This window comes from Paracoccus lutimaris (genome assembly GCF_003337565.1).
Lineage (GTDB): Bacteria > Pseudomonadota > Alphaproteobacteria > Rhodobacterales > Rhodobacteraceae > Paracoccus > Paracoccus lutimaris.
Genome location: NZ_QPJL01000032.1, coordinates 1 through 22,173 on the forward strand (window position 1 = coordinate 1; position 22,173 = coordinate 22,173).

The following is a 22,173-nucleotide window of genomic DNA, read 5'->3' on the forward strand; positions in this document are numbered from 1 at the left end:
CCCCAGCTGGTTCAAGCCGGGGCAAGGTTGCACATGGGTCAATTCTCAATGACAATTTCCGCTGTTGCCGGGTCAAATCTCAGTGGCAATCAACATCGCAGCGGTCAGAAAGCGGCACCGACAATGTCACGGCTTTACGAACTCGCCGGACAAAACTGGTCCTGCAGCCCGCGCCGGACCTGCAGCCAGATCGGCAGCTGCGAGGAGGCGCGCTGGTATCTGCAGAACTGCCCCTGGGGCGGCAGGCTCGACCGCGACAATGACGGCATCCTCTGCGAGAGCATCTGCTGAGAGAGATTCAGGCGGTCGGGCGCCAGCGGATCGCGGCGATGGAAACCTGTTACAGGATCGCTCCGGCCACCATTCTGCCCCGTGACGGTATCGCCGACTTTATGCACAGGACGCCGTTGGTTGCGGTCGAGCCTTTGGCCGTCACCGATATACCCAGAAGCCGCCGCGAGATCCGAGATCAGGGCTTCGACAATAGCGGCGCCGATCGACAGCTCACCTCACCTTGAGCCCCCTCCGACCCGCAAGAATTAGATTCACGTTGAATCCGGGGGTGTCAAATCCGGTCGTTTCAGCATCAAAGGAGTATCAGAAGAATTCCCGTGCAAAATCAACGTTCCAAGGCTATATTAGATTCACGTAATCGGTGGGCAACGTTACTGCGACCGAAGAGGCTCTTAGCAAGTCTCCTCGGTGGGCCCACAAACGATGTTTGCGCTCAGCACCGAATTCTTGCGAGGGAGATGCTCTCCCTTCGAACCCTCTGATCCGCACCAAGGGGCGGAAAGTTTGGTCCCGGGGTGAACCCGGACGCTGCCACGCTACCGATCTGACCGATCTCCGCGCGTCAAAATAAGAGTTGGTATTTACACGTATCTGTCAATCTTGGGGATGGAAGGAGAGCTTCCATGCCCGATGACACATCCCGTCCCGGAACCACCAAGGTCAGCCGCGCCAGCCCGAAGTTCGGCGTGCGCATGCCGCCCGAAACCCGCGCTCTGCTGAACCGGAAGGCCAACGCCGCCGGTCTCAGCGAATCCGCCCTGATCCGCGCGCTGATCGAGGATGCGCCGATCGTCTCGGCGGCAGAGCAGACCGCGCGCCAGCAGACCAACGCGCAGCTGGCGCGTATCGGCAACAACCTCAACCAGCTCGCGCGCCATGCCAACAGCTGGCGTGGTAATGCCGATGCGGCCTTTCTGGCCGCCGAGGTGGCCGCGATCCGCGCCGAGTTGCGCACGATTTTTGACCCCGAGGCCGAGACGAGGAAAGGCGGATGCTGATCAAGTTCCTCAAGCACACCGGCGCCGCGCAGGATGGTCAGCCCGGCGATCCCGATGCCCGCCTTGCCATCGACTATCTGCAGGGCGAGATGGTGCTGAAGCCCGAACGCGCCGGCAGCCCCAAGGTCTGGATAAAGCGCGCCACGGCGCCGATCCCGATCTCGGGCAATGCCTGGCTGATTAGCCAGACCTGCGCCGCCCTGCCCTTTCAGCACCGCTACGCCTCGGGCGTCATCGCCTTCGACCGGCACGACATCGACATCGCCGCCTGGACTGCAGGCGACGTGGCCCTGCACGGCCTGACCGATGCGTTGATGCGCGATTTCGAAGACACGGCCTTTGCCGGCATCCCTGAAGAGCATCGCCCCGAGGTGCTGTGGAACGCGCATACCGACAAGCGACGGCTGGAACTGAACTTTCTGTTCGCGCGCGCCGTAATGGACAGTCAGGGTCGGCTGAAAGCCATCAACCCCAAGCCGCCGCGCTCGATCGGCTTCGCGCTCTGGGAGGCGTTCCGCGACAGCTGGAACCATCGCCATGGCTGGGCCGACCCGCTGGCGCCGGAACGCCATCGCCACCTGAAGCTGCCGGGGTCGGTAATCAGCAGCCCGGCGCGCGATATCGAAGGCAATCCCATCTTCGACATCCGTGAGGAACTGGACATGGCCGTTGGCATGGAGATCGAGCGCGGTCGCATTGCCAACCGCAACGATGTTCTGGCCTGGCTGGAGGCTCAAGGCCACCGGATCACAAGGAAGGGCAAGAATTACATCTCGGTCGAATGCCTGCTGCCTCCTGAACGCGGCGGCCCCCGAAACGCGCCCAACCGCTATGCCAGGGCGATCCGGCTGTGCGGAGATCTGTTCGACGAGCGCTTCACCTCGCCCGCCTGGTTGGACGAATGCGGCTGGAACGATGGCGGCCTGCCACCCCAACGGCGCGACATGCGCGGCGCGGCAGGGATGCTGGACCGGCTGCGCGCATTACGGGCGGCGCATCATCGCGAACGGCTCGGCTGGCCGGAGGAGAGGCTGGATCCCGAACCCGAAGCGGAGGAGGAGATCGAAGGGCTGACCTGCGCCTGGTCGCCGCCCTCTCCACAGCCGGGTCGCCAGCATGACACCCGCACGAAACCCCGGCGCCCCACTTTCGACGAGGCCCGCCTGCCCGAGGAACTGATCGCAAAGCTGCGCTTCGTCGATTATCGCAAGCGCCGGATCTGGCTACAGGACGGATCCTCGGTCGAGGATCAGGAGATTCGGCTGAAGGCCCACAGCCGCAGCCATGACACCATCCGACTGATGATCGCACAGGCGCAGCTGAAGCGCTGGTCCGGCATCTCGGTCCGCGGTGACGCGGCCTTCCTGCGCGATGCGACGCGCCTGGCCTTCGCCGCCGGGATCGAGATCGCCGGGCGGGATGACGATATGGACAGGATCGTTCAGGCGGAGTTGAAGCTGCTGCGCGCGAGGCAAGATGCGGCGAAAGACGCGGACGCGGACATGGCGCCCGATGCCCGCGACGGCGCAGAGCGCCCGGTGCCTGAAGAGGCCGCGTTGGATGTGAATGCCGAACAGGTCACACCCTGGTTCGAGGACGACTTGGATTGGGACGAGGTTCCCAAAAGATTGCCGGGCATTGCCGAAGCCAGACCACAGCCAACCCCCAGCGCCGAAGCCGAAGCCGAAGCCGAAGCCGAAGCCGAAGCCGAAGCCGAAGCCGAAGCCGAAGCCGAAGCCGAAGAATTCCTGTATACCCGCCGGTTTGATTTCAACCCGGATGATGACGCCCTACAGGACAATACACCCGATGAAGGCATGTCGGGTCCATGATCGCATTACTGGGCGATGTCGCCCGTCTTACGGTCTAACCGGCCAGCCGCGTCACCGACCAGCCGCCGCTGTGCCCTTTGCGCAGCCAGGCTGCGACCAGCTGAAAGCCACTCTGCGGCCAGTCCTTCGGCGTGTCGATCAGCACCAGCTCGGCAATGCCGAACCCGGCCTCGTCCAGATCGCGCAGCCGCGCCTTCGTGGTTAGATTGGTCAACGGCGCCAGCCAGACGACATTCGGCGCAATCCGCATGGCATGGCGGGTAAAATCGCGCAGCCGCGACCAGGGCGGATTGGTCATCACCCAGTCGACCGGCTCGCGCCAGTCCAGGAAATCGCGACCCTCGGTGATCTCGCACCAATCCCGCTCAAGATGGGTCGGGAAGCGGTCGTAAAACGCCCCCTGCCCTCTGGCCGGATCTAGCACCATGCCCGTCATTCGCCCGGCAAAATGCCCGATCACCGCTGCCGCCAGCTCCGGCGGCGTCATCACCAGATCCTGCGCCGGGGCATTGGTCGCCGGAACCAGACCACCACGTCCCGCAGGAATCGCCCGCAACACCCGCTTGATGCCAAGCGCCGCCGCTGCGCGGACCACCGTTGCCACCGTCGCGCCCAGATCCCGCTCAAGCGCAATGACAACCGGTCGGCTGACCCCGATCCGATTGGCCAGTTGCGCCTGGCTGAATCCCCGCGCCCGCCGCCGATCAGCCAAAGCCCGCGCCGCCTGCACACGATCCGGCGCCCAGCCCCAGTGCAGATCCAGCGCCACCATGACCGCGACCAGCGCCCGCACACCACCCTCGCCACGCTCAAGTGCTCGCAGTGTCGGCAGGCTGATCTTGGCTGAGGCCGCGACCTCGGCTTGGGTCAGTCCGCGTGAGCGACGCGTTGTGCGCAAGGTGTTCATGTCAAGAATTATTTGTTTTCATTGCGGTCAAAAGGAAATGATTCATGACACTATCTGCACCGAATAATCCCGTCGAGGCCAGAGGGAAAGCGTCGAAAAGGGCGGAGAGTGACCGTTCGCCGCGGATTGAACGAATGACCAGAGTGGGGCCGGAAGCCGAATGACCGCTGCACAGACATGCGGCGAGAAAGCAGACATCTTGGACTACATCCGGACGAGGAAATATTCGACAATGCTGCGGAAGGTGATTAATCTGCTTACAGTGAAGAAACTATTCTAAACCTCGGCAATGGAATGCAGTCGAGAATGCGTCGAGGAAGGGCGGATATTGATTAATTTCGAAGACCTGTTGGGAGAAGACGAAGTAGCCGTGACCGACCCGCGTGATATTTTTCTCACGCTGGATCGCGCGAAGCGGTTCTCCTTCCCTCGAGATATCCAGACAGAGGTAATGAAAGCATGGTTTCAAGACCCGAACAATCATGACACCGTTATCAAGCTGAACGTCGGCAGTGGCAAAACCGTTGTCGGCCTGCTGCTCCTCCAGAGCTCCTTGAACGACGGCAAAGGGCCCGCTCTTTACATCTGCCCCGACAACCAGTTGGTGTCTCAGGTCATTGAGGAAGCAGGCGCTCTTGGCCTCGAGATCACCGAGGACCCACGCGACCCCGCCTATGCTGCGGGCCAGAGAATCTGCGTTACAACCATCCACAAGCTATTCAACGGCAAATCCGTATTTGGGCTGGAGCAGGTTAAAATACCAATCGGCAGCGTGGTCGTGGACGACGCGCATGCCTGTGTGGCGACCATCGGCGAGCAATTCCGCATCACCCTGCCGAATACTCACCCAGCCTACGGCAAGATCCTCCATGTTGTCGCCAACCAGTTGAAGCGCCAGAGCCCGTCCCGGTTCCTCGAGCTCGAGGATAGCGATCCGAGGGTGACTATGGAGGTCCCATTTTGGGCATGGAAGGACAATCAAGACGAGATATTGAAGGCTCTGCATGGCCATAGGGAATCCGAACAACTGCTCTTCAGCTACCCCTTGCTGAGGGAAGTGTTACCATACTGCCGATGCGTTATAGGTGGTCAATTCCTCGAGATCGAACCCATCTGCCCACCCACTGACCTCATCAGGCCGTTCTTCAAAGCTAAGAGGCGGATTTATCTCACGGCTACTCTTGCCGATGACAGCGTCCTCGTCTCCCATTTTGGCGCAAACCCCAAGGCTCTCAAGGATCCTATCGTACCCGTGTCCTCGCAATTTATGGGCGAGCGAATGATCTTGATGCCGCAGGAGCTGAATCCGGAGATAGACATTGCTGAAGTTAGAGCTTTGCTCGCCGATCTGGCCGAGGATCACAATGTCGTCGTCATCGTTCCATCCAAGCTCGCAGCGGATGCTTGGAAGGATGTCGCGGATCAAATCCTGATTGGCGACAAGGTAGCTCCGGGCGTCGAAAAGCTCCGGAACGGGCATGTAGGTTTGACAGTTCTGGTGAACCGCTACGATGGTATCGACCTGCCCGACGATGCATGTCGGGTACTGGCGCTCTTCGATCTGCCGGAGGTATCCTCACTCCGCGAGGCAGCCGATATGGCAGTCATATCGGACTCGAAGGCCGGTCTTCGCCGGCAGATGCAGCGCATTGAGCAAGGCATGGGGAGAGGAGTACGGTCCAATGACGACCACTGCGTCGTCTTATTGTGTGGCGCCAAATTGACCAGTCGCATCAAGTCGGTCGATGGTCGACAGATGCTGGCCGCTGCCACACAGGCGCAGTTGGAACTGTCCACCAACCTCGCCAAGCAACTCGACGGTACCGACATAGATGGCATACGGAAAGTCATACACCAATGCCTCGGCCGCGACGCTGGCTGGGTGAAGGTGAGCAAGAAGGCGCTCCTTCGAGCCAAGCCGGGGAAAGGGCTCGCTCTTGATCCTACGGCCGTCGCCTTGCGCACGGCGTTTGATCTGGCTCGATCGGGTGACCATCTCGGTGCACTTGAGGAGCTCAGATCAGCCGGAAACCGGCTAGGAGATGCGGACGAAAAGGCACTGACGTTGGTCAGGCAGGCGGAGGTTGCTCATCATATCGACCCAGCAAACGCACAGAAGATCCTGTTGTCAGCGTACCGAAGCAACAACTACGTTCTGCGTCCAATCGACGGGGTCGCGTACCAGAAACTTGCCCCAGCCGCCGGTAAGCAAGCCGCGAGGGTCCAAGAAATCCATAGATCGACCTTTCTCGAAGCGGTCGACAGGATGCTACGGTTCCAGAGCCTAGTCGATGACCTGCGGTTCGAGCCCAATACCTCCAACGAGTTCGAGTCTGCTATCTACGAGACGGGCAGGCTACTCGGCTTCGGGTCGCAGAGGCCGGAGAAGACATCAGAGCCGGGCCCCGACAATCTTTGGGCGTTCTCCGATGGTAGCTTCCTCATTATAGAATGCAAGAATGGCGCCACCACAGAGCAGGGGATCTCGAAGCACGATCTGGGGCAATTAGGCCAGGGCATCGATTGGTTCGAAGAGAAATACACCAAGGTGGCAGAGAAGACGGCGCTGATCGTTCACCCCATGAAGACCACCGGGGCTGGTGCGGCGATGATCGAAGGCGCTCGTGTGATGACAGAAAATCAGCTCAACAAACTGCGAAATGCATTGTTGGACTTCGCCAAGGCACTAGGGGACGCGAATATCCTGAACGACGTGGAGCGGATCGGTGCTCTCTTAAAGATCCATGCCTTCACTCCTCGGATGTTCATCGATCGGTATTCGGTGCCTTTGAAGAAACGTTGATCGCCGCATGCTAAAGCGCCGCAATATTGGAGGTGACGCTTTAGCATTTCCCTGGGTCATAGTCAGGGTCCAGATGCGACAGTTGTCTGCCTCCATTCTCGTGCTGCAGGCGCAGGATGTCTTCGGTAATGCAACCGAAAGCGAATAGACAGGGCGTCTCCACCCTTCTCGGTTTCAGCAACAGCCAAAATAGTAAGGCTGCTATCGGTGTTCGCCAGATCCGCATGGATGACAGCGATTGATCGCGAAGCAGACATTGATGACAGGGCGTGCGGACGTCAGCTTTGGGCCGGCCGGCAGGAAACCTGTCGGCCGGCTTCCGGACTACAGATCTATTCCCTCTGACAGCGTCAGCGCATCGTCGAGGTCGACGCCGAGGTATCGAACAGTGCTGTCCATCTTGGTATGACCCAGCAGAAGCTGAACCGCCCTCAGGTTGCCCGTCTTCTTGTAGATCTGCGCCACCTTTGTCCGCCGCATCGAATGCGTGCCATAGGCGCTCGGCTCAAGACCTATCGACAAGACCCATTCGCGCAGGATGCGCGCATACTGCCGCGTCGACAGATGCGCACTGTGGTGAAGACGGCTGGGCCAGAGATACTCCAACCCAAGCATTTCCGGATCGGCGATCCAGCGTTCGAGCGATTGGCGTGTCGTTTCGGTGATCTCAAAGCGGACCGGCTTGCCCGTCTTGCTCTGGGTAACGGAGGCGCGCTCCTTCACCCTTCCGGCTGCGAAAACGTCCCGGACCTTCAGGCAGACCAAGTCGCAGCCTCGAAGCTTGCTGTCGACAGCCATGTTGAACAACGCCAGGTCGCGTCGGTTGTCCGCCATCTCCAGGCGGACCCGGATCGACCAGACATGTTTCGGCAGCAGCGGCCGCTTCTGACCGATGATGCGCCCCTTGTTCCAGGCAGGACGTTCAGGCCGAAGCGCAGGAAGAAAATCGATGGACATGGTGTTACCTCCTGTCCACCTGCCCCACCCTGACTTCAGATGATCCGACAAGCTCAATGGTATCACAGATGTTAGCGCCGCTTCGCGCAGCCTTACGGCGATGCGACATGGCGATTGTGGCAATCTAGACAAACAGTCGTTCATACTTCTCGCAGCCAACAGAGAGCCTGACAACCTGATGCCTCCCCAAGGCATGATCACGGATTGGCTGTTGCCCCCAGATCGCCTATATTGGTCGGAGGAGAACCTTGCGATGCAAAGCCAGACGCCATCCCAAGCCCTGCAATACGGGCGCAACCTGATCCGTGAACTTGCGGTCCGGCATCGCACGGTGAATCCCCGGGTGTTCGGTTCTGTTCTGACAGGCAGGGACCGAGCGGACAGCGACCTGGATGTGCTAGTCGAACCTCTGCCGGAAACCACGCTCTTCGATCTTGGGGGCTTGCAAGATGCGCTGGAAGAGGCACTTGGCGTTCGGGTCGATGTGAAGACCCCGATGGACCTGCCTCCGCATATCCGTGCGGAAGTCCTGCGGCAGGCGCTCCCGGTTTGAGAGCAAACAATCGGCTTCCAGACTACATCTTGCAGATGGTGACAGCAGCGGCGGATACCCTTGCGTTCACGGAGGGCATGGCCGAAGACGATTTCCTGACTGATCTTCGGACGCAGCGCGCCGTGGTGATGAGCCTGATGATCGTTGGAGAGGCCGCGAGCCGGATCTTATCGGATCACCCCGACTTTGCGAATGCAAAGACTGCGATCCCATGGCGAGGTATCCGCGGGATGCGTAACCGCATCGCCCATGGGTATTTCGACATCGACCTGCATGTCGTCTGGACCACAGTGCAGACTGAACTGCCAGCGCTCATCAAGCATCTATCTCAGCCATAGCCGGGCCACAGCAGCCAAATGGGCGGTAGTCACGAAAACTGCCCAACTACCAAACCTAGCAGCATCGGGCGGTAAGCTGCCGGCTGCGGTGCGGCAATGCATCTGCAGCAATTTCTCGAAAATGGTCATTCACGCAACTCACGGAGCCTCAATCGGTGCCGGTAGCCCATACGAGGAGTGCGGACGTCTTTTGTTCGATCGCGATGAACGCCGTCGCCGATCTGGGGTCGGGATCAAGGCAGCTTGATCTCTGTGGACGGCAGAGATGAAAGCGCACGTTTCCGACCCGTGATCATCGCGCGGACAAGGTTCTCGCGGTGGCGCAAGCTTTCCACCACGACGCCGCAAAGATGTCCGGCCAACAGGACAAGGATCAGGATCGCGAGGATTTCATGGATCTCCTCCATCGCGGTCGAGCCCCAGAAAAGATCCGTGGTCTGCAGCCAGCCGGTCAGCGCCGTGGCCGAGATCGTCGCGATCAGGGCGATGATCATCCAGCCCCCGGCCGGGTTATGGCCCAGATAACGCCGCTCTCGCCCCCGCACCAGGTCGCGCAGATGGGCCAGAACCACGCCCGGCCCGCGCAGGAAATCGCTGAAGCGCGCGTGTTTCGGGCCGACAAAGCCCCAGACCAGACGCGCGACCAGAAGTCCCGCGATGACATAACCCGCGCCCTCATGCAGGGCTTTCGGTCCATCGTCCCCGGTCAGCCAGGCCAGCCCGATCAGGCTGGCCAGCGACCAGTGGAAGACGCGCACGAACGGGTCCCAGACCCGGATTTCGCCGTCCTCCCCCCGGTCAGTCATCGGAACCCTTCGCCTCGAAGGTGGCGGGGTCGAAGAAGATCTCGACCTTCTTGCCATTCTCGTCCTTGCCATAGACCTCGTAACAGCCGTCCTCCTCCTTGACGTTCGAGATGGTCCAGCCCTTGGCGCCAAGTTCGGCCTTGAGCTCTTCGACCGGGCGCCATTTCGCCTTGTCCACGTTGCAGCGTTCCTCGGCCAAGGCCGGCAGGGCGACGAGGCTGGCAATGGTCAGAATCAGGATCTTCCGCATGATTATTTCCCTTGGATCATGGTTGCAGTGCGGCGGTGATGACAGGCCAAGCTTGCGCGCCGCTTACAAGCCTGGCCCCGGCGCCGGAAAGATCAGCGCAGGACGTAATCCACGGTCGAGCCGTCATCGGCAGCGAAGCGGACATGGACAAGCTGGCCCTTGCTGTCGAACCACAACTCGCGGTTCAGCCCGCCCGAGATCGCGTAATGGGTCGCGCTGACCTTGCCATGGCCGGTCGCGATGCTGTCGCCGCCCAGATTGCGCACCGAAACCGTATCCGTGCTGGAATCGATCGTGTTCAGCACCTTGCGCTGCTTGACGATCTCGGCGTTCCACAGGCTTGCCGGGATCAGCGGGCTGGGGCCGACATGGATGTCATGGGCCTTGCCATTGTCATTGGTCCTTGAACTCAGGGCCTGCAGCTTGCTGCCGTTCCAGCTTTCGGTGCTGGTCTGCTCGAAGCGATAGGCCGAAACGCCGATGACCGGCACCTTGACGGCGATATTGGTCCTGACGCTGACCGTCACCCCGTCGCCCTTGGGGCTGAATCTCAGGCTGTAATCGCCGATATCCTTGCCCTTGCGGATGACGTCAAAGGTCAGGTAGCCGGAATCCGGTATGCTGCCCATCGGTGCCGAGATAGCTGCGCTGGCCAGAAGCAGGCCCGTCAGGGCGGCGGTGATGCCAAGTTTATTTTTCATCTGATCCTCCTTCGGGTCAAATCGAGCCCATGCCGATGAAAAGGTTGCGATCCGCGTCCGCGATGGCGCGGCGGCCATGCATGACGCGGGTATTGTCGAGGACCGCGATATCGCCGTCCTGCCAGTTGATCTCATGGGTGACAGTCTCGGCGAGGGCGCGGATGTCCTCGATCTCGTCGGGGGTCACCTCGCTGCCATCCGCCAGCCGGTAGCGCGGCGGCTGGTAATTATGCGAGGGACCCAGCACCGCATTGGCAAAGCCCAACCCCCCGCTGAAGGCCGAGGGCCGCACCGGATCGACGCTCAGCCGATAGGTCAGCGCGCCGTCCTCATGCAGATCGAAGCCCTGCCCCGGCACAGCCTGTTGGAATTGCAGGACATGCTCCATCGTCACGTCCTCGGGCCGCGAGATGGCGGGATGCTCATTGGCGAGGTAGCGCTTCCACAGCAATTCGGGCAGCACGCGCTCCACCGTCATCTTCTGCGACCAGCGCGCCTTCCGGGCGGCGTCGAAACTGTCCCAGACCCGCACCCCGTCGCAGATCGTGGTCTGCGAACCCTCGAAGGCCGCGCGCTCGGCGAAGAAGGTCACGATATCGGGGCAGCGCGGGGTATTGCCGTTCTCGATATGCAAGCCGATCGGGCCAAGCCCGGCATCGACCATCTGCGTGCGGTCGCTGGAATGGCTGCGGGCCGGATCGAAGGTCACGCGCGAGCAGAGCGTGCTGACCAGCCCCGCGAATTGGCCCATGTCGGGCCGAAAGCCGCGCAGCAGGGTCCAGCCGTCGCGGGTCAGATCGGCGCGGATTGTGGCCAGAAGCGTCGGGTCGTCCAGACCCTCGGCAAAATCGCCGTGGCGAATGATATTGTATTTCATGCTTTTTCTCCGGTCTCGGCAGAACGGGCGGCGGCGATCACGGCGGGGTCTTTCGCCATTCCGGCCAGCGCCCGGTCGATCAGTTGCGGGCGCAGGCGTTGAAGGGCGACGAAGAAGCGCTCGCGGCTTTTCGGGAATTGCTCGCGCTTGCGCGCCGAGATGGCGCGCCAGGCATGGCGCGCGACCGCATCGGGATCGTCCAGCGCCATGGCCATCGGCCCGATGAGCGCGCGGAAATTCTCGGTCGCTGCCGTCCGGGTCGCGCGCGGCGCGATATAGGTGACACTGATGCCGCGCGGGGCAAGCTCGCGGCGCAGGGCCTCGGAAAAGCCGCGCAGGGCGAATTTGCTGGCCGAATAAAGCGCGAAATAGGGAAAGCCGATATCGCCAAAGACCGAGCCGATATTCACCACCTGTCCGCGCCGCTGTTCCAGCGCGGGCAGAAGGTCACGGGTCAGCGCCACCGGACCCGCGATATTGGTCGCGACCAGTTCGGCAAGGTCCGCGTCCTTCAGCCCCTCGATCCCCCCCGAGGCGAGGCGTCCCGCATTGTTGATCAGGATGTCCAGCCCCTCCTCCCCCGCCGCGGCGCGGATCGCCTCGCGGCCGTCCGGGGCGGTGACATCGGCCAGCACGATCCGGGCCTTGCGCGAGAGGCTCGATGCGGTTTCGCGCAAACCTTCCTCGCGCCGCCCGACAAGGATCAACCGATGCCCGAGCCGGTCGGCCTCAAGCGCGAGCGCCCGCCCGATCCCAGATCCTGCGCCGGTGATCAGCACCATCTTCCCGCTCATGCGAGGCTCCTTTCGTCCTGGCTTTCCCGAAGAGAGATCCACTCGGCCTCGCGCGCATCGGCCATGTCGCGCGCGACGGCGCGGTCCATATGCCCCGAGGGCCGGATCAGCCCCGGCAGACGGGGATCGGCGATAAGCACATGTTCGGGGCGGGCATAGAAAGGCAGCGCGGCAAGCCGCGAGATCAGCCCCTGCATGTCGGGCGCAGAGGTCGGGGCCAGCACCAGCACCAGCCGGTCGCCCGCAACCTGAACCAGCGCGGCAAAGGGCACGAAGGGATCGGCAAGGGCTGCGGCCTCGACCCATTCGGGGGCGATATTGCGGCCCGATTGGCGCAGGATCGTCGCGTCGCGGCGGCCCAGAACCTGCAGCGCGCCATTCTCGATCCGGCCCAGATCGCCGGTGCGCCATTCGCCCTGCACCGGCTCGCGATGCAGGTAGCCCTGCATCACCGTCGGCCCCGACATGACGATCTCGCCCGCCTCAACGCGGACCGAGACGCCCTCGATCACCCGCATCGCCGTCGCAGGGGCAGGAGTCAGCGCCACGACCGAGCAGGCTTCCGACAGGCCATAACCCTCGGCGGCGGGCAGGCCCAATTGACGCGCTTCGGCCAGCAGCGCGGGCGAGGTCGGCGCGCCCCCCACCGCGACATAACGCAGCCGCGCCGGGGCCCTGGCCCGGCCCTGCCGCAAGGCCGCTACCCAAAGCGCCAATTGGCGCGGGGCCAGGACCGTGATGGTCGGGCAGAACTCCTCGGCCGCGCGGGCAAGACCCAGCCCGTCGCCCGCCAGTAGCGCCGCTAGCCCCTCGGGGCAGATCAGCGTCTCGGCCCCGGCAAGGATGGGCAGGAAGATGCCGCAAATCTGTTCCAGCAGTTGCGCCTGCGGCAGGACCGACAGGTATCGATCCCCCGCGCCCGGACGCAAGGCCGCCGCCAAGCCGCTGATCGAGGCGTCCAACTGCCGATCCCCCAGCACCACCCCTTTCGGCTGGCCCGTCGTCCCCGAGGTATAGATCACCCGCTCCGCCCCGCCGCCATAATCCAGCGGCAGGGGCGGCGTTTCGGGATCGGGCAGGCGGTCCAGCAGTTCCGCCCCGGCATCGGCCAGCAGATGTCGCACTTGTGCGGGCGAGAAGAAGGACGGCACCGGCACGACCCGGCACCCCGCCAGCGTGGCGGCCAGATCGGCGATGACATAGTCGATGCCCGAAAGCCCGAGGCCCAGAACGGCGGGACGCAGGCTTGCGGCGCGGGCGCCGACCTCGCGCGCCAATTCAGCCCAGGTGATGCTGCGAGCGGGCTCGCGGAAGGCGATATCCTTGGGCCGTTCCGCCGCATGCCGCGACAATGCGGCAAAGATCTGTTTCATTTCAGATGCATCCTTGTTGCCATCGCGACACGCTGCGGGACGAAGCGCAGCGCATGTTCGTCGGAAAGCGCGCAGACCCAGGGCGCGCTGTCGTAATAGCTGCCCCAGTTCGCGGCAGCGGCCAGACGCTCGGGCCGGGCCGGGGCAAGGGCGATGAGCGGCACCCCGACCCGCTCCAACAGGCGCATCAGCGGGGTCGTTGCGGTGAAGATGCCCCAGCTTTTGCCGCGCCGTCGGCCTTCCTCGGTGATGGCGTCGATCAGCGGCAGGGTCGCGCGCGGCTGCGGACAGGCCAGCGAAACCACCTCGATGATCTCGTGGTCAAAGACCCGCTGCCCGCTGGTTTCGGTAAGCAGCTCCTCGACCGGCCGGTCCAGATAGACCTGCGAGAAGAAGCCCTGCCCGACCTCGCGGATGCCCGCGGCCCCCGCCAGCCCGCCCGAAGCCGAGACGGCCGCGGCCAGTTCGATCCCGGCAAGCGAGAGCCGGGCATCATAGACCGCCTTGAAATGTGCCTCGATCAGGCTGGCGGCGTCCTGCCATGCCGGATCGCGCCAGTTCAGGAAATCGATTCTCATGCCGCCCATCCCCGGGACGGGGGGCTCAACGTGACACTGTCCATCATTCACCTACAGTTCTTCTGAACCCAGCAGATGACCGGGCAAGCTTGCGCCTTGCTTACGGCGCGGGGCCCCGGTCTTCACGAAAGCGCGATGGGGGGCGCAAAAACGGTGGCCATTTTGGCCGCCTCTCAGCATAGGATGCCGCAATGAGGCAGGTGATGAGGCTGCGATGAGGGTTCTTCTGGTCGAGGACACGCCCGATCTTGCGGATGGGATCAGCCGCTATCTGGGGGCCTCGGGCCATGCCGTCGATGTCGCGCCCAGCCTTGCCGATGCCGAGGCCGCGCTGGATGTCGCCCCATATGACGTGATGCTGCTGGACCTGGCGCTGCCTGACGGCTCGGGCCTGACCCTGCTGCGGACCTTGCGCGCGCGGGGCGAGCGTCTGCCGGTGGTGATCGCCACCGCCCGCGATCAGGTCAGCGACCGGATCGACGGACTGGATGCGGGGGCCGATGATTATGTCGTGAAACCCTTTGATCTGGGCGAGGTCGAGGCCCGGCTGCGCGCCCATGTCCGGCGTGCGGGCGGCGATCCCTCGGCCGAGATCACGCTGGGCGAATTCCGCGTCGATCGCGCCGGCGCAAGGCTGTTTCGCGGCACGGACGAGGTGCGCCTGACCTCGCGCGAATGGGCGGTGCTGGACACGCTGGTCTCGGCGCGGGGTCGGGTCATGTCGCGCAAGGCGCTGGAGGAACGGCTTTATTCCTTTGGCGACGAGATCGAGGGCAATGCCGTCGAAGTCTATGTCTCGCGCCTGCGCAGCAAGCTGGGCGCAGATCTGATCGAGACCCGACGCGGGATGGGCTATCTGGTGAAATGAGCCGGGACTGGTCGCTGCGCAGCCGGTTGACGCGCCGCCTTGTCCTGGGCGTCAGCCTGGGCTGGCTGACCGGCCTTGCCATCGCGATCTTCGTCATCGCCCATGAGATGACCGAGCTTCTGGACGATTCCCTGAAGGCCTCGGCCCATGTCGCCTCGGCGGCCTTTGCCGCAGGCCAGGGGACCGAGGGGCTTGATCTCGACCCCGATTACGCCATCCGCATCCAGCGAAACGGGGTCGAGACTACCCCCGCCCCCTGGCCCGCGCAGCAGCAGGACGGCACCCATCAATTGCCCGGCTGGCGCATCTATCGCCTGAGCCGGGACCATGGCGGGCTGGTCGTCGAGGTCGGCCAAAGCGATGAATGGCGCCGGGACGAGCTTCTGGAAAGCGTCGAGGCGCTGCTGGTCCTGATGCTGCCGGTCCTGCTGGTCGTGCTGCTGACCGTGCGCCGCGCCATTGCCGCGGCCCTTGGCCCGGCGCTGCGCTTTGCCGCAGCGCTGAAGGACCGCCCAGCGACGGATCTGTCGCCCTTTGCCGATGCCGACCTGCCGCGGGAATTGCAGCCCATTCCCGTCGCCCTGAACACCTATCTGCAGCGTATCCACAACCATATCGAATCCGAGCGCCAATTCGCCACCAATGCCGCGCATGAATTGCGCACGCCTTTGGCCAGCGCCTCGGCGCAGGCGCAGTTGATCGCCGCCGGCCGGGGTGATGCCCGCGCCGCCCGCGCCATGACCGCCGCGCTGGACCGTCTGGGCCGGATCATCGAGCGCCTGCTGCAGCTTTCCCGCGCCGAGGCCGGCATCGACGGCCATGCCCGCTGCGATCTGGTGCGGATCATCCGCATCGTCATCAGCGCCGAGGACCGGACCGCGATTACCTTCGACGATGGCGATATCGAGCGGGCGATGATCGCCGTCCATCCCGATGCGGTGGCGCTTTTGCTGGGCAATGCGATCCGCAACGCGATCGAGCACGGGACCGGAAGCGTGACCCTGACCCTGCGCCCCGGCCCCATCCTGCAGATCCGCAACCCGGTCGCGCCGGGGTCTGCCTTCCGGCACGAGACCTTCGCGAAATCGGCGGGCTCGACCGGAGCGGGGCTGGGCCTGACGATCATGCGCAAGATGGCCGAGCGCAACGGCCTTGGCTTCGACACCCGCATCGACGGGCAGATGGCCACGCTGACGCTGGATTTCTCGGCGCGCGCGTTGGCCTGATCCGGCTCGACGCGGCGGGCATCTTGGGGAAGGATCGCAAGACGTGTTCCGGCGATGGGGGACCCCGTGCAACTGACCAGGACCGAAGGTCTGAAAACCCTGCTTCTGGGCGTCTCGCTGACCGGATTGGGCCTTGGCCTCGCGCTGCATGTGGCAGGCCAGCCGCAAGCGGCCGGGACGGTCTGGGCGCTGGCGGTCCTGCCCGTCCTTGCCACGCTTCTGCTCCAGATCCTGCGCAGCCTCGCGCAAGGCGAGTTCGGGCTGGATATCGTTGCCGCGCTGTCGATGTCGGCGGCGCTGCTCTTTGGCGAGCATTTGGCTGCGGCGGTGGTCGCGGTGATGTATTCGGGCGGCAATTTCCTGGAAAGCTTTGCCGAGGGCCGCGCCCGGCGCGAGATGCGCGATCTTCTGTCCCGCGTGCCGCGCATGGCGGCGCGCTACCGCAATGGCGGGCTTGAGGATGTCGCGCTGGACCGCATCACCCCCGGCGACCGGCTGCTGATCCGGCAGGGCGATGTCGTTCCGGTCGATGGGCGCATTGCCTCGGCCAGCGCCTTGCTGGACAATTCCGCCCTGACCGGCGAGGCCCTGCCCCTCCGCCTGCCGCAGGGGGCCGAGGCGATGAGCGGCGCGACCAATGCCGGCGAGGCCTTCGACCTTGAGGCCACGAACGACGCCGGCAGCAGCACCTATGCCGGGATCGTGCGGCTGGTCGAGGCGGCGCAACGTTCCAAGGCGCCGATGTCGCGGCTGGCCGACCGCTGGTCGCTGGGCTTTCTGGCGGTCACCTTGGCCATCGCCCTTGCCGCATGGGGCCTGACGGGCGATCCGATCCGCGCGGTGGCCGTTCTGGTCGTGGCGACGCCCTGCCCGCTGATCCTGGCGGTGCCGGTCGCGCTGGTCGCGGGCCTGTCGCGGGCGGCGCATTTCGGGGTTCTTGTCAAGGGCGCGGGCCCGCTCGAGGCCATGGCCCGCATCCGCACCCTGATCCTCGACAAGACCGGAACGCTGACGGATGGGCGGCCCCAGATCGTCGGGATCGAAAGCCGCGCGGACATTGATGCCGACGAGATCCTGCGCCTTGCCGCGTCGCTCGATCAGGCCTCGAAACATCCGGTGGCGCAGGCCGTCGTCGCGGCGGCCAAGGCGCGGGGCCTTGCGCTGGCCCTGCCCGAGGATGTGGCCGAGCGCCCCGGCGAAGGCGTGACCGGCCTGATCGGCGGGCGGCGCATCGCGGTCGGCGGCAGCGGCTTCGTGGCCGACTTGGCGGGGGGAGACGGACCGCAAGGCCAGACCGGGCAGGTCATTGTTTCCCTTGCCATCGACGGGCGCATGGCCGGTCACATTGTCATGGCCGACGCGCTGCGCGAGGGGGCCGCCGAGATGCTGGAGACCCTGCGCGCGCAAGGCATCCCGCGCATCCTGCTTGCGACCGGAGACCGGGCCGATGTGGCGCAGCGGGTGACGCAGGGCCTTGGCCTCGACGCCATTCATGCCGAGTTGTCGCCCGGCGAGAAGGTCCGCCTTGTGGTCGCCGAACATGCCTCGGCCCCCGTGATGATGGTGGGCGATGGCGTGAACGACGCCCCGGCGCTGGCGGCTGCGGATGTCGGCGTGGCGATGGGCGCGCGCGGGGCCGCTGCCTCGGCCGAGGCCGCCGATGTGGTGCTGCTGGTCGACCGCCTCGACCGCATCGCGCCCGGGATCGAGATCGCGCGGCGCGCAAGATCCATTGCGCTGCAAAGCGTCATCGTGGGGATCGGCCTGTCGGTTCTGGGGATGCTTGCCGCTGGTTTCGGCTACCTGACGCCGGTGCAAGGCGCGCTGCTGCAAGAGGTGATCGATGTCGCGGTGATCCTGAATGCGCTGCGCGCCCTGCGGATCGCGCCGCAATCCGCACAAGGGGCAAAGCGGGCAGCCGTCAGGGAACCAGCACCGCCGCCCCCTGGAAACGTCCACGGCGCAGATCTTCCAGCGCCTCATTCGCGCGGCGCAGCGGATAGGTCGTGATCTCGGCCGTGATCCCGATCCGGGGGGCAAGCGACAGGAATTCGACGGCATCCGCGCGGGTCAGATTAGCGACCGAGACCACCTGCCGCTCATGCCAGAGGATGTCATAGGGAAAGGCCGGAATGTCGCTCATGTGGATGCCGCCGCAGATGACGCACCCGCCCTTGCGCAAGACCCGCAGCGCCGCCGGAACCAGCGCGCCAACCGGAGCGAAGATGATCGCCGCGTCCAGCGGGGCGGGCGGGGCCTCGTCCGATCCGCCGACCCAGACCGCGCCCAATTGCCGTGCAAGGGCCTGCGCGGCGGCATCGCCGGGACGGGTGAAGGCATGGGTCTTGCGTCCCTGCCAGCGCAACACCTGTGCCGCCAGATGCGCGGCCGCGCCAAAGCCGTAAAGCCCGATCCGCTGCCCTGCGCCCGCCAGTTTCAGCGCCCGCCAGCCGATCAGCCCCGCGCATATCAGGGGTGCCGCCGCGACCGGGTCCGCGAAGCCGTCCATCGCAAAGGCGTAAGCCGCATCGGCAAGGACATGGGTGGCAAAGCCGCCATCGCGGGTGAAGCCGGTGAATTCCGGGCTGTCGCACAGATTCTCGCGCCCCTCATGGCAATAGGGGCAGGTCCCGCAGGTCCGGCCCAGCCACGGGATGCCGACGCGCCCGCCCAAGCGATGTCCGCTTACTCCAGGCCCCATGGCCTCGATCCGGCCGACGATCTCATGGCCCGGAACGATCGGCAGGCGACCGCCCGGCAATTCACCATCGACGACATGCAGATCGGTGCGGCAGACCGCGCAGGCCTCGACCCGGACAAGGATCTGCCCCACGCCGGGCCTGGGCAGCGCGCGTTCCTGCCAGACCAGCGGCTGGCCGATCTGCTGCAGGACCATGGCGCCCATCCGGCCGGGCGGCAATTTCGGATCAGAGACCGGCATATCCGCGCTCGCATCTGCTGCCCCTACAGGATGGCACGCGGCTTTCGCAAGGCCAAGACCCGGGCCACGCAGATTGCCATGGACAGCATCCCGGTCCTGCCCGATCCTGACGCCAAGCGGGTACGCGCAGCGGAGGGACGCCATGCGCATTTCGTTTCACGGCGCGGCGGGCGGGGTCACCGGCTCCTGCCATCTGGTCGAGGCCAATGGCCAGACGATCCTGATCGATTGCGGCATGTTCCAGGGCGGCGGAGAATTGCCCGAGGATAACAGCCAGGCCTTTGGCTTCGATCCCTATTCGGTCAGCTTCCTGCTGCTGACCCATGCCCATCTGGACCATTGCGGGCGCATCCCCCTGCTGGTGAAGCGCGGCTTTTCGGGCGAGATCATCGCGACCCCCGCCACCTGCGACCTGACCCGGCTGGTCCTGATGGATGCCGCCCGCCTGAACGAGGAGGACGCCCGCCGCCGCACCCGCCACGGGCTGCGCAGCGAGCCGCTTTACGACAGCATGGATGCGCTGGATGCGATCGACCGCTTCGGCCGCAAGGCGAAATACCGCATTCCAATCGACCTGGGCCATGGCATCCGGGCGACCTATTTCGAGGCCGGGCATATTCTCGGCTCGGCCAGCATCCTGCTGGAGATCCACGAGCATGGGCGGCGGCGGCGCATCCTGTTCTCGGGCGATATCGGCCCGGCAGTGCGTCCCCTGCTGAACGAAGCCGCGCCGCCCGGTGATGCCGATGTCGTGGTGATGGAAACGACCTATGGCGATCGCGACCATCGCGCGCTTGGCGCCACGCTGGACGAATTCTACGGTGCGATCAACGCGGCGGATGAGCGCGGCGGCAACGTGGTCATTCCGACCTTTGCCCTTGAGCGGGCGCAGGAACTGCTGTTCTACCTGCGCGAAGGCATCGAGGCCGACCGCATCCGCCCCTCATGGCAGGTATTTCTGGATTCACCCATGGCGATCTCGGCGACGCGGATCTATCGCCGCCATCCGGACCTGCTCAAGCCCGCGATCGCCGAGATGCTGCGCAGTGGCGACGACCCGTTCCGCCTGCCCGCGCTGCATTTCACCCAGGACGCCGCGGATAGCGCGGCGCTGAACCGCATCCATTCGGGCGCGATGCTGATCGCGGGCTCGGGGATGTGCACCGGGGGCCGCGTCCGCCACCATCTGCGCCACAATCTGGGACAGGCGGATGGCAGCGTGATCTTTGTCGGCTTCGCCGCCGAAGGCACCTTGGCCCGGATCATTCTGGACGGCGCAAAATCGGTGAAGCTCATGGGCGACGAGATCCCGGTCCGCGCCCAGATCCATACCATCAACGGCTTCTCGGCCCATGCCGGGCAAGGCGACCTGCTGGGCTGGCACGCCCGCACCGGCGCGCCCGAGATCACCTTCCTCGTCCATGGCGAAGAACCGGCACGGCAGGCGCTGGCGGGCGCGCTGTCCGGCCGGATCGAACTGCCCCTGATGCATCAGAGCTTCGAGATCTGACCTATTCCGAGACTTTCTTCACGAATTGGGACTTGAGGCCCATCTGGCCGATCCCCGGGATCTTGCAATCGATGTCGGGATCGCCATCGACCAGGCGGATGCCACGGACCTTGGTGCCGACCTTGACCACCAGGGACGAGCCCTTGACCTTCAGATCCTTGATCACGGTCACGGTATCGCCGTCCTTCAGGACATTGCCGACGCTGTCGCGGATTTCGGATGCCTGCTCGCGTGCCTCGCCCGGCTGCCATTCATGACCGCATTCGGGACAGACCAGCAGCGCATCCATCTGGTAGGCATAATTCGAGGTACATTTGGGGCAGGCTGGAATCGTCTCGGTCTTGGGTTTGTCTCTCATTCCTTGGGGTTTTCTTGAGCCGGACAGGCCCTTGTTGAGGGTCAGTTCAGTTCTTTGGGCCTAGTTTGCCTCGCCTTGTGCTCGCGACAGAAATGATCTGTCTGCGCATCCCAGATGCGGGTTTGGCTGACGCGCTCGGCGGGGGCTGACCAACCCGCCCCGCTCCATCCGTCGCAAGAGGCTCAGGATACCGCTATTGCTCATGCCGAGCAGATCGAGAAGCTCGGCTTGGGTGCGTGGCCGGGACAAGGCTTCATAGAGCCGTTCCTGGCGCAGATCAGCCGGCCTGAGCGGGGGCCCGGCGGCTCTTTGCTTTGCCCATCTGTCAGCCATGGTCCAGTCCCGAAGCGGTGCTGCCGGTGGCAAGCTGTCGTGTAATCGCTTTTTCAACGGTCGAGGCGTGCCGGCATAGCGGCGCGCACAAACCACGCAGCAAAAACGCCCTTTGGACCGCGGGATTTGCGCCAGCCATCCAAAGCGAGCAACCCTGCTTGCGTGCCTTCTGGGCAAGATCGGTGATCATGTTGCTGCCCGTCGCGTCCAGACTCCGAAATCATAGCCACCACGGGCCAATAGCCACTCCGGCTTTCAACAAAGGCTCATCAGGCCGCAGCACCGGCATCATCTCAAAATGCCCTGCCGGCGTGAAGACCCGGGGTTTGCTATTGTCGACACCGATGACGGTGAACCTCTTGGCATTCATCCGCGAATCTGGCCAAATGCAAAGTCCACATTTCACCACGGCTGCGAGTATCTCGCTGCGCGATGCTTATCCGACCGCTTCGGAGAGTACCACCACACTGCATCCATCAAGGACGAGCGGTCGGAATGGGCCTCCCTGAGTATACCGAAAGTCCTGCCGTTCTTCTCTCATCAAGGAGGGGATTCGGGGACCATTGGAACGGCTTTCGAGCCCGAACTCGACGAGCATGTTTAGCCTGAACCTGAGAATCTTGTGCTTGAGGATATGAAATGTTCGCGTTGCGTTGAGTTTTGCGCCAACTTGCCAATGTGTGGAAAGGCACATGAGTGAAGGCGATCTTTTCGTCGCGGCTTGGCAAGGGTTGGGGGAGACCGTAGTCTTTCGTCATGCGAGCTGCTTGCGCCCCCGGACGATAGTGCCCCAGGGCGTGGTGTAGGAGGCCGCGGGCGACGCTGATGGCGACGCTGGCGGTCACCGTCGATCTTCGGAAAGGTTTGGGTTGCGAC

General features: G+C 64.1%; 22 protein-coding genes. 10 read left to right on the plus strand and 12 right to left on the minus strand.

Annotated elements, in window-relative coordinates; translation table 11 throughout:
- The 3 genes from DFP89_RS20600 to DFP89_RS17960 all read left to right on the plus strand — a co-directional run.
- Positions 1-291, plus strand: a 291-nt coding sequence (locus DFP89_RS20600) for an excalibur calcium-binding domain-containing protein (protein ID WP_147273352.1), incomplete at its 5' end; no start/stop codon positions are given.
- A gap of 626 nt (positions 292-917) precedes the next feature.
- Complete coding sequence (locus tag DFP89_RS17955) at positions 918-1,292, plus strand: plasmid mobilization protein (RefSeq protein ID WP_114350722.1); 375 nt, start codon at positions 918-920, stop codon at positions 1,290-1,292.
- The gene (locus tag DFP89_RS17960) at positions 1,286-3,124 is read left to right on the plus strand and encodes an LPD7 domain-containing protein (protein WP_114350723.1); all 1,839 of its coding nucleotides are present in this window, start codon (positions 1,286-1,288) and stop codon (positions 3,122-3,124) included. The genes DFP89_RS17955 and DFP89_RS17960 overlap by 7 nt, the downstream gene beginning before the upstream one ends.
- A gap of 34 nt (positions 3,125-3,158) precedes the next feature.
- Here DFP89_RS17960 and DFP89_RS17965 read toward each other — a convergent pair whose 3' ends face one another.
- Positions 3,159-4,031 carry a helix-turn-helix domain-containing protein gene (locus DFP89_RS17965; RefSeq protein WP_114350724.1) on the minus strand — a complete coding sequence of 291 codons (873 nt, stop codon included), beginning with the start codon at positions 4,029-4,031 and terminating at the stop codon, positions 3,159-3,161.
- 328 nt (positions 4,032-4,359) lie between these two features.
- Between DFP89_RS17965 and DFP89_RS17970 the strand changes: the two genes are divergently transcribed.
- Positions 4,360-6,834, plus strand: coding sequence for a DEAD/DEAH box helicase (locus DFP89_RS17970; RefSeq protein ID WP_114350738.1), 2,475 nt, complete (start codon positions 4,360-4,362; stop codon positions 6,832-6,834).
- A gap of 324 nt (positions 6,835-7,158) precedes the next feature.
- On the opposite strand, the gene DFP89_RS17975 is transcribed toward DFP89_RS17970, so the two are convergent.
- Complete coding sequence (locus DFP89_RS17975; RefSeq protein WP_114350725.1) at positions 7,159-7,791, minus strand: tyrosine-type recombinase/integrase; 633 nt, start codon at positions 7,789-7,791, stop codon at positions 7,159-7,161.
- A 253-nt stretch (positions 7,792-8,044) separates the two neighbouring features.
- On the opposite strand from DFP89_RS17975, the gene DFP89_RS17980 reads away from it, so the two are divergent.
- Positions 8,045-8,344, plus strand: a complete 300-nt coding sequence (locus DFP89_RS17980) for a nucleotidyltransferase family protein (RefSeq protein ID WP_080622741.1) — start codon at positions 8,045-8,047, stop codon at positions 8,342-8,344.
- Positions 8,345-8,379: 35 nt separating this feature from the next.
- On the plus strand, positions 8,380-8,682 hold the full coding sequence (locus DFP89_RS17985) for a HepT-like ribonuclease domain-containing protein (protein WP_114350726.1): 303 nt from the start codon (positions 8,380-8,382) through the stop codon (positions 8,680-8,682).
- Positions 8,683-8,915: 233 nt separating this feature from the next.
- Here DFP89_RS17985 and DFP89_RS17990 read toward each other — a convergent pair whose 3' ends face one another.
- From DFP89_RS17990 to DFP89_RS18020, 7 genes are all read right to left on the minus strand, one after another.
- Positions 8,916-9,488, minus strand: coding sequence for a cytochrome b/b6 domain-containing protein (locus DFP89_RS17990; RefSeq protein WP_114350727.1), 573 nt, complete (start codon positions 9,486-9,488; stop codon positions 8,916-8,918).
- A complete protein-coding gene (locus DFP89_RS17995) occupies positions 9,481-9,738 on the minus strand; it encodes a PepSY domain-containing protein (protein WP_114350728.1) in 258 nt (85 codons plus the stop codon). Before DFP89_RS17995 ends, DFP89_RS17990 begins: the two co-directional genes overlap by 8 nt.
- Before the next feature lie 92 nt (positions 9,739-9,830).
- Positions 9,831-10,439, minus strand: a complete 609-nt coding sequence (locus tag DFP89_RS18000) for a DUF6134 family protein (protein ID WP_114350729.1) — start codon at positions 10,437-10,439, stop codon at positions 9,831-9,833.
- Positions 10,440-10,455: 16 nt separating this feature from the next.
- Positions 10,456-11,316, minus strand: a complete 861-nt coding sequence (locus tag DFP89_RS18005) for a TauD/TfdA family dioxygenase (protein ID WP_114350730.1) — start codon at positions 11,314-11,316, stop codon at positions 10,456-10,458.
- Positions 11,313-12,110: an SDR family NAD(P)-dependent oxidoreductase gene (locus tag DFP89_RS18010; protein WP_114350731.1), complete on the minus strand. Its 798-nt coding sequence runs from the start codon at positions 12,108-12,110 to the stop codon at positions 11,313-11,315. The genes DFP89_RS18005 and DFP89_RS18010 overlap by 4 nt, the downstream gene beginning before the upstream one ends.
- Positions 12,107-13,483: a class I adenylate-forming enzyme family protein gene (locus DFP89_RS18015; RefSeq protein ID WP_114350732.1), complete on the minus strand. Its 1,377-nt coding sequence runs from the start codon at positions 13,481-13,483 to the stop codon at positions 12,107-12,109. The genes DFP89_RS18010 and DFP89_RS18015 overlap by 4 nt, the downstream gene beginning before the upstream one ends.
- Complete coding sequence (locus DFP89_RS18020; RefSeq protein WP_181870387.1) at positions 13,480-14,061, minus strand: thermostable hemolysin; 582 nt, start codon at positions 14,059-14,061, stop codon at positions 13,480-13,482. The genes DFP89_RS18015 and DFP89_RS18020 overlap by 4 nt, the downstream gene beginning before the upstream one ends.
- Positions 14,062-14,275: 214 nt before the next feature.
- Between DFP89_RS18020 and DFP89_RS18025 the strand changes: the two genes are divergently transcribed.
- The 3 genes from DFP89_RS18025 (at position 14,276) to DFP89_RS18035 (ending at position 18,165) form a co-directional block, all read left to right on the plus strand.
- Positions 14,276-14,929, plus strand: a complete 654-nt coding sequence (locus DFP89_RS18025; RefSeq protein WP_114350734.1) for a response regulator transcription factor — start codon at positions 14,276-14,278, stop codon at positions 14,927-14,929.
- Positions 14,926-16,155 (plus strand): histidine kinase dimerization/phospho-acceptor domain-containing protein, encoded by a 1,230-nt coding sequence (locus DFP89_RS18030; RefSeq protein WP_114350735.1) that lies wholly within the window; start codon positions 14,926-14,928, stop codon positions 16,153-16,155. The genes DFP89_RS18025 and DFP89_RS18030 overlap by 4 nt, the downstream gene beginning before the upstream one ends.
- A 66-nt stretch (positions 16,156-16,221) precedes the next feature.
- Positions 16,222-18,165 carry a heavy metal translocating P-type ATPase gene (locus DFP89_RS18035; RefSeq protein WP_114350739.1) on the plus strand — a complete coding sequence of 648 codons (1,944 nt, stop codon included), beginning with the start codon at positions 16,222-16,224 and terminating at the stop codon, positions 18,163-18,165.
- Here DFP89_RS18035 and DFP89_RS18040 read toward each other — a convergent pair.
- Positions 18,077-19,051, minus strand: a complete 975-nt coding sequence (locus DFP89_RS18040) for a zinc-dependent alcohol dehydrogenase family protein (protein WP_245948865.1) — start codon at positions 19,049-19,051, stop codon at positions 18,077-18,079. The genes DFP89_RS18035 and DFP89_RS18040 overlap by 89 nt on opposite strands.
- 187 nt (positions 19,052-19,238) lie before the next feature.
- Between DFP89_RS18040 and DFP89_RS18045 the strand changes: the two genes are divergently transcribed.
- On the plus strand, positions 19,239-20,606 hold the full coding sequence (locus DFP89_RS18045; protein ID WP_114350736.1) for an MBL fold metallo-hydrolase: 1,368 nt from the start codon (positions 19,239-19,241) through the stop codon (positions 20,604-20,606).
- Between the two features lies 1 nt (position 20,607).
- On the opposite strand, the gene DFP89_RS18050 is transcribed toward DFP89_RS18045, so the two are convergent.
- A complete protein-coding gene (locus DFP89_RS18050; protein ID WP_114350737.1) occupies positions 20,608-20,964 on the minus strand; it encodes a zinc ribbon domain-containing protein YjdM in 357 nt (118 codons plus the stop codon).
- A 325-nt stretch (positions 20,965-21,289) separates the two neighbouring features.
- Positions 21,290-21,487 (minus strand): hypothetical protein, encoded by a 198-nt coding sequence (locus DFP89_RS20185; protein ID WP_147273353.1) that lies wholly within the window; start codon positions 21,485-21,487, stop codon positions 21,290-21,292.
- Positions 21,488-22,173 lie beyond the last annotated feature (686 nt).

Bases quoted from the DNA above. Each gene is read 5' to 3' on its own strand.
- DFP89_RS17955 (WP_114350722.1), top strand. From the start codon at position 918: ATGCCCGATGACACATCCCGTCCCGGAACCACCAAGGTCAGCCGCGCC.
- DFP89_RS17960 (WP_114350723.1), top strand. From the start codon at position 1,286: ATGCTGATCAAGTTCCTCAAGCACACCGGCGCCGCGCAGGATGGTCAG.
- DFP89_RS17965 (WP_114350724.1), bottom strand. From the start codon at position 4,031: ATGAACACCTTGCGCACAACGCGTCGCTCACGCGGACTGACCCAAGCC.
- DFP89_RS17975 (WP_114350725.1), bottom strand. From the start codon at position 7,791: ATGTCCATCGATTTTCTTCCTGCGCTTCGGCCTGAACGTCCTGCCTGG.
- DFP89_RS17980 (WP_080622741.1), top strand. From the start codon at position 8,045: ATGCAAAGCCAGACGCCATCCCAAGCCCTGCAATACGGGCGCAACCTG.
- DFP89_RS17985 (WP_114350726.1), top strand. From the start codon at position 8,380: ATGGTGACAGCAGCGGCGGATACCCTTGCGTTCACGGAGGGCATGGCC.
- DFP89_RS17990 (WP_114350727.1), bottom strand. From the start codon at position 9,488: ATGACTGACCGGGGGGAGGACGGCGAAATCCGGGTCTGGGACCCGTTC.
- DFP89_RS17995 (WP_114350728.1), bottom strand. From the start codon at position 9,738: ATGCGGAAGATCCTGATTCTGACCATTGCCAGCCTCGTCGCCCTGCCG.
- DFP89_RS18000 (WP_114350729.1), bottom strand. From the start codon at position 10,439: ATGAAAAATAAACTTGGCATCACCGCCGCCCTGACGGGCCTGCTTCTG.
- DFP89_RS18005 (WP_114350730.1), bottom strand. From the start codon at position 11,316: ATGAAATACAATATCATTCGCCACGGCGATTTTGCCGAGGGTCTGGAC.
- DFP89_RS18010 (WP_114350731.1), bottom strand. From the start codon at position 12,110: ATGAGCGGGAAGATGGTGCTGATCACCGGCGCAGGATCTGGGATCGGG.
- DFP89_RS18015 (WP_114350732.1), bottom strand. From the start codon at position 13,483: ATGAAACAGATCTTTGCCGCATTGTCGCGGCATGCGGCGGAACGGCCC.
- DFP89_RS18020 (WP_181870387.1), bottom strand. From the start codon at position 14,061: ATGAGAATCGATTTCCTGAACTGGCGCGATCCGGCATGGCAGGACGCC.
- DFP89_RS18025 (WP_114350734.1), top strand. From the start codon at position 14,276: ATGAGGGTTCTTCTGGTCGAGGACACGCCCGATCTTGCGGATGGGATC.
- DFP89_RS18030 (WP_114350735.1), top strand. From the start codon at position 14,926: ATGAGCCGGGACTGGTCGCTGCGCAGCCGGTTGACGCGCCGCCTTGTC.
- DFP89_RS18040 (WP_245948865.1), bottom strand. From the start codon at position 19,051: ATGGTCCTGCAGCAGATCGGCCAGCCGCTGGTCTGGCAGGAACGCGCG.
- DFP89_RS18045 (WP_114350736.1), top strand. From the start codon at position 19,239: ATGCGCATTTCGTTTCACGGCGCGGCGGGCGGGGTCACCGGCTCCTGC.
- DFP89_RS18050 (WP_114350737.1), bottom strand. From the start codon at position 20,964: ATGAGAGACAAACCCAAGACCGAGACGATTCCAGCCTGCCCCAAATGT.
- DFP89_RS20185 (WP_147273353.1), bottom strand. From the start codon at position 21,487: ATGATCACCGATCTTGCCCAGAAGGCACGCAAGCAGGGTTGCTCGCTT.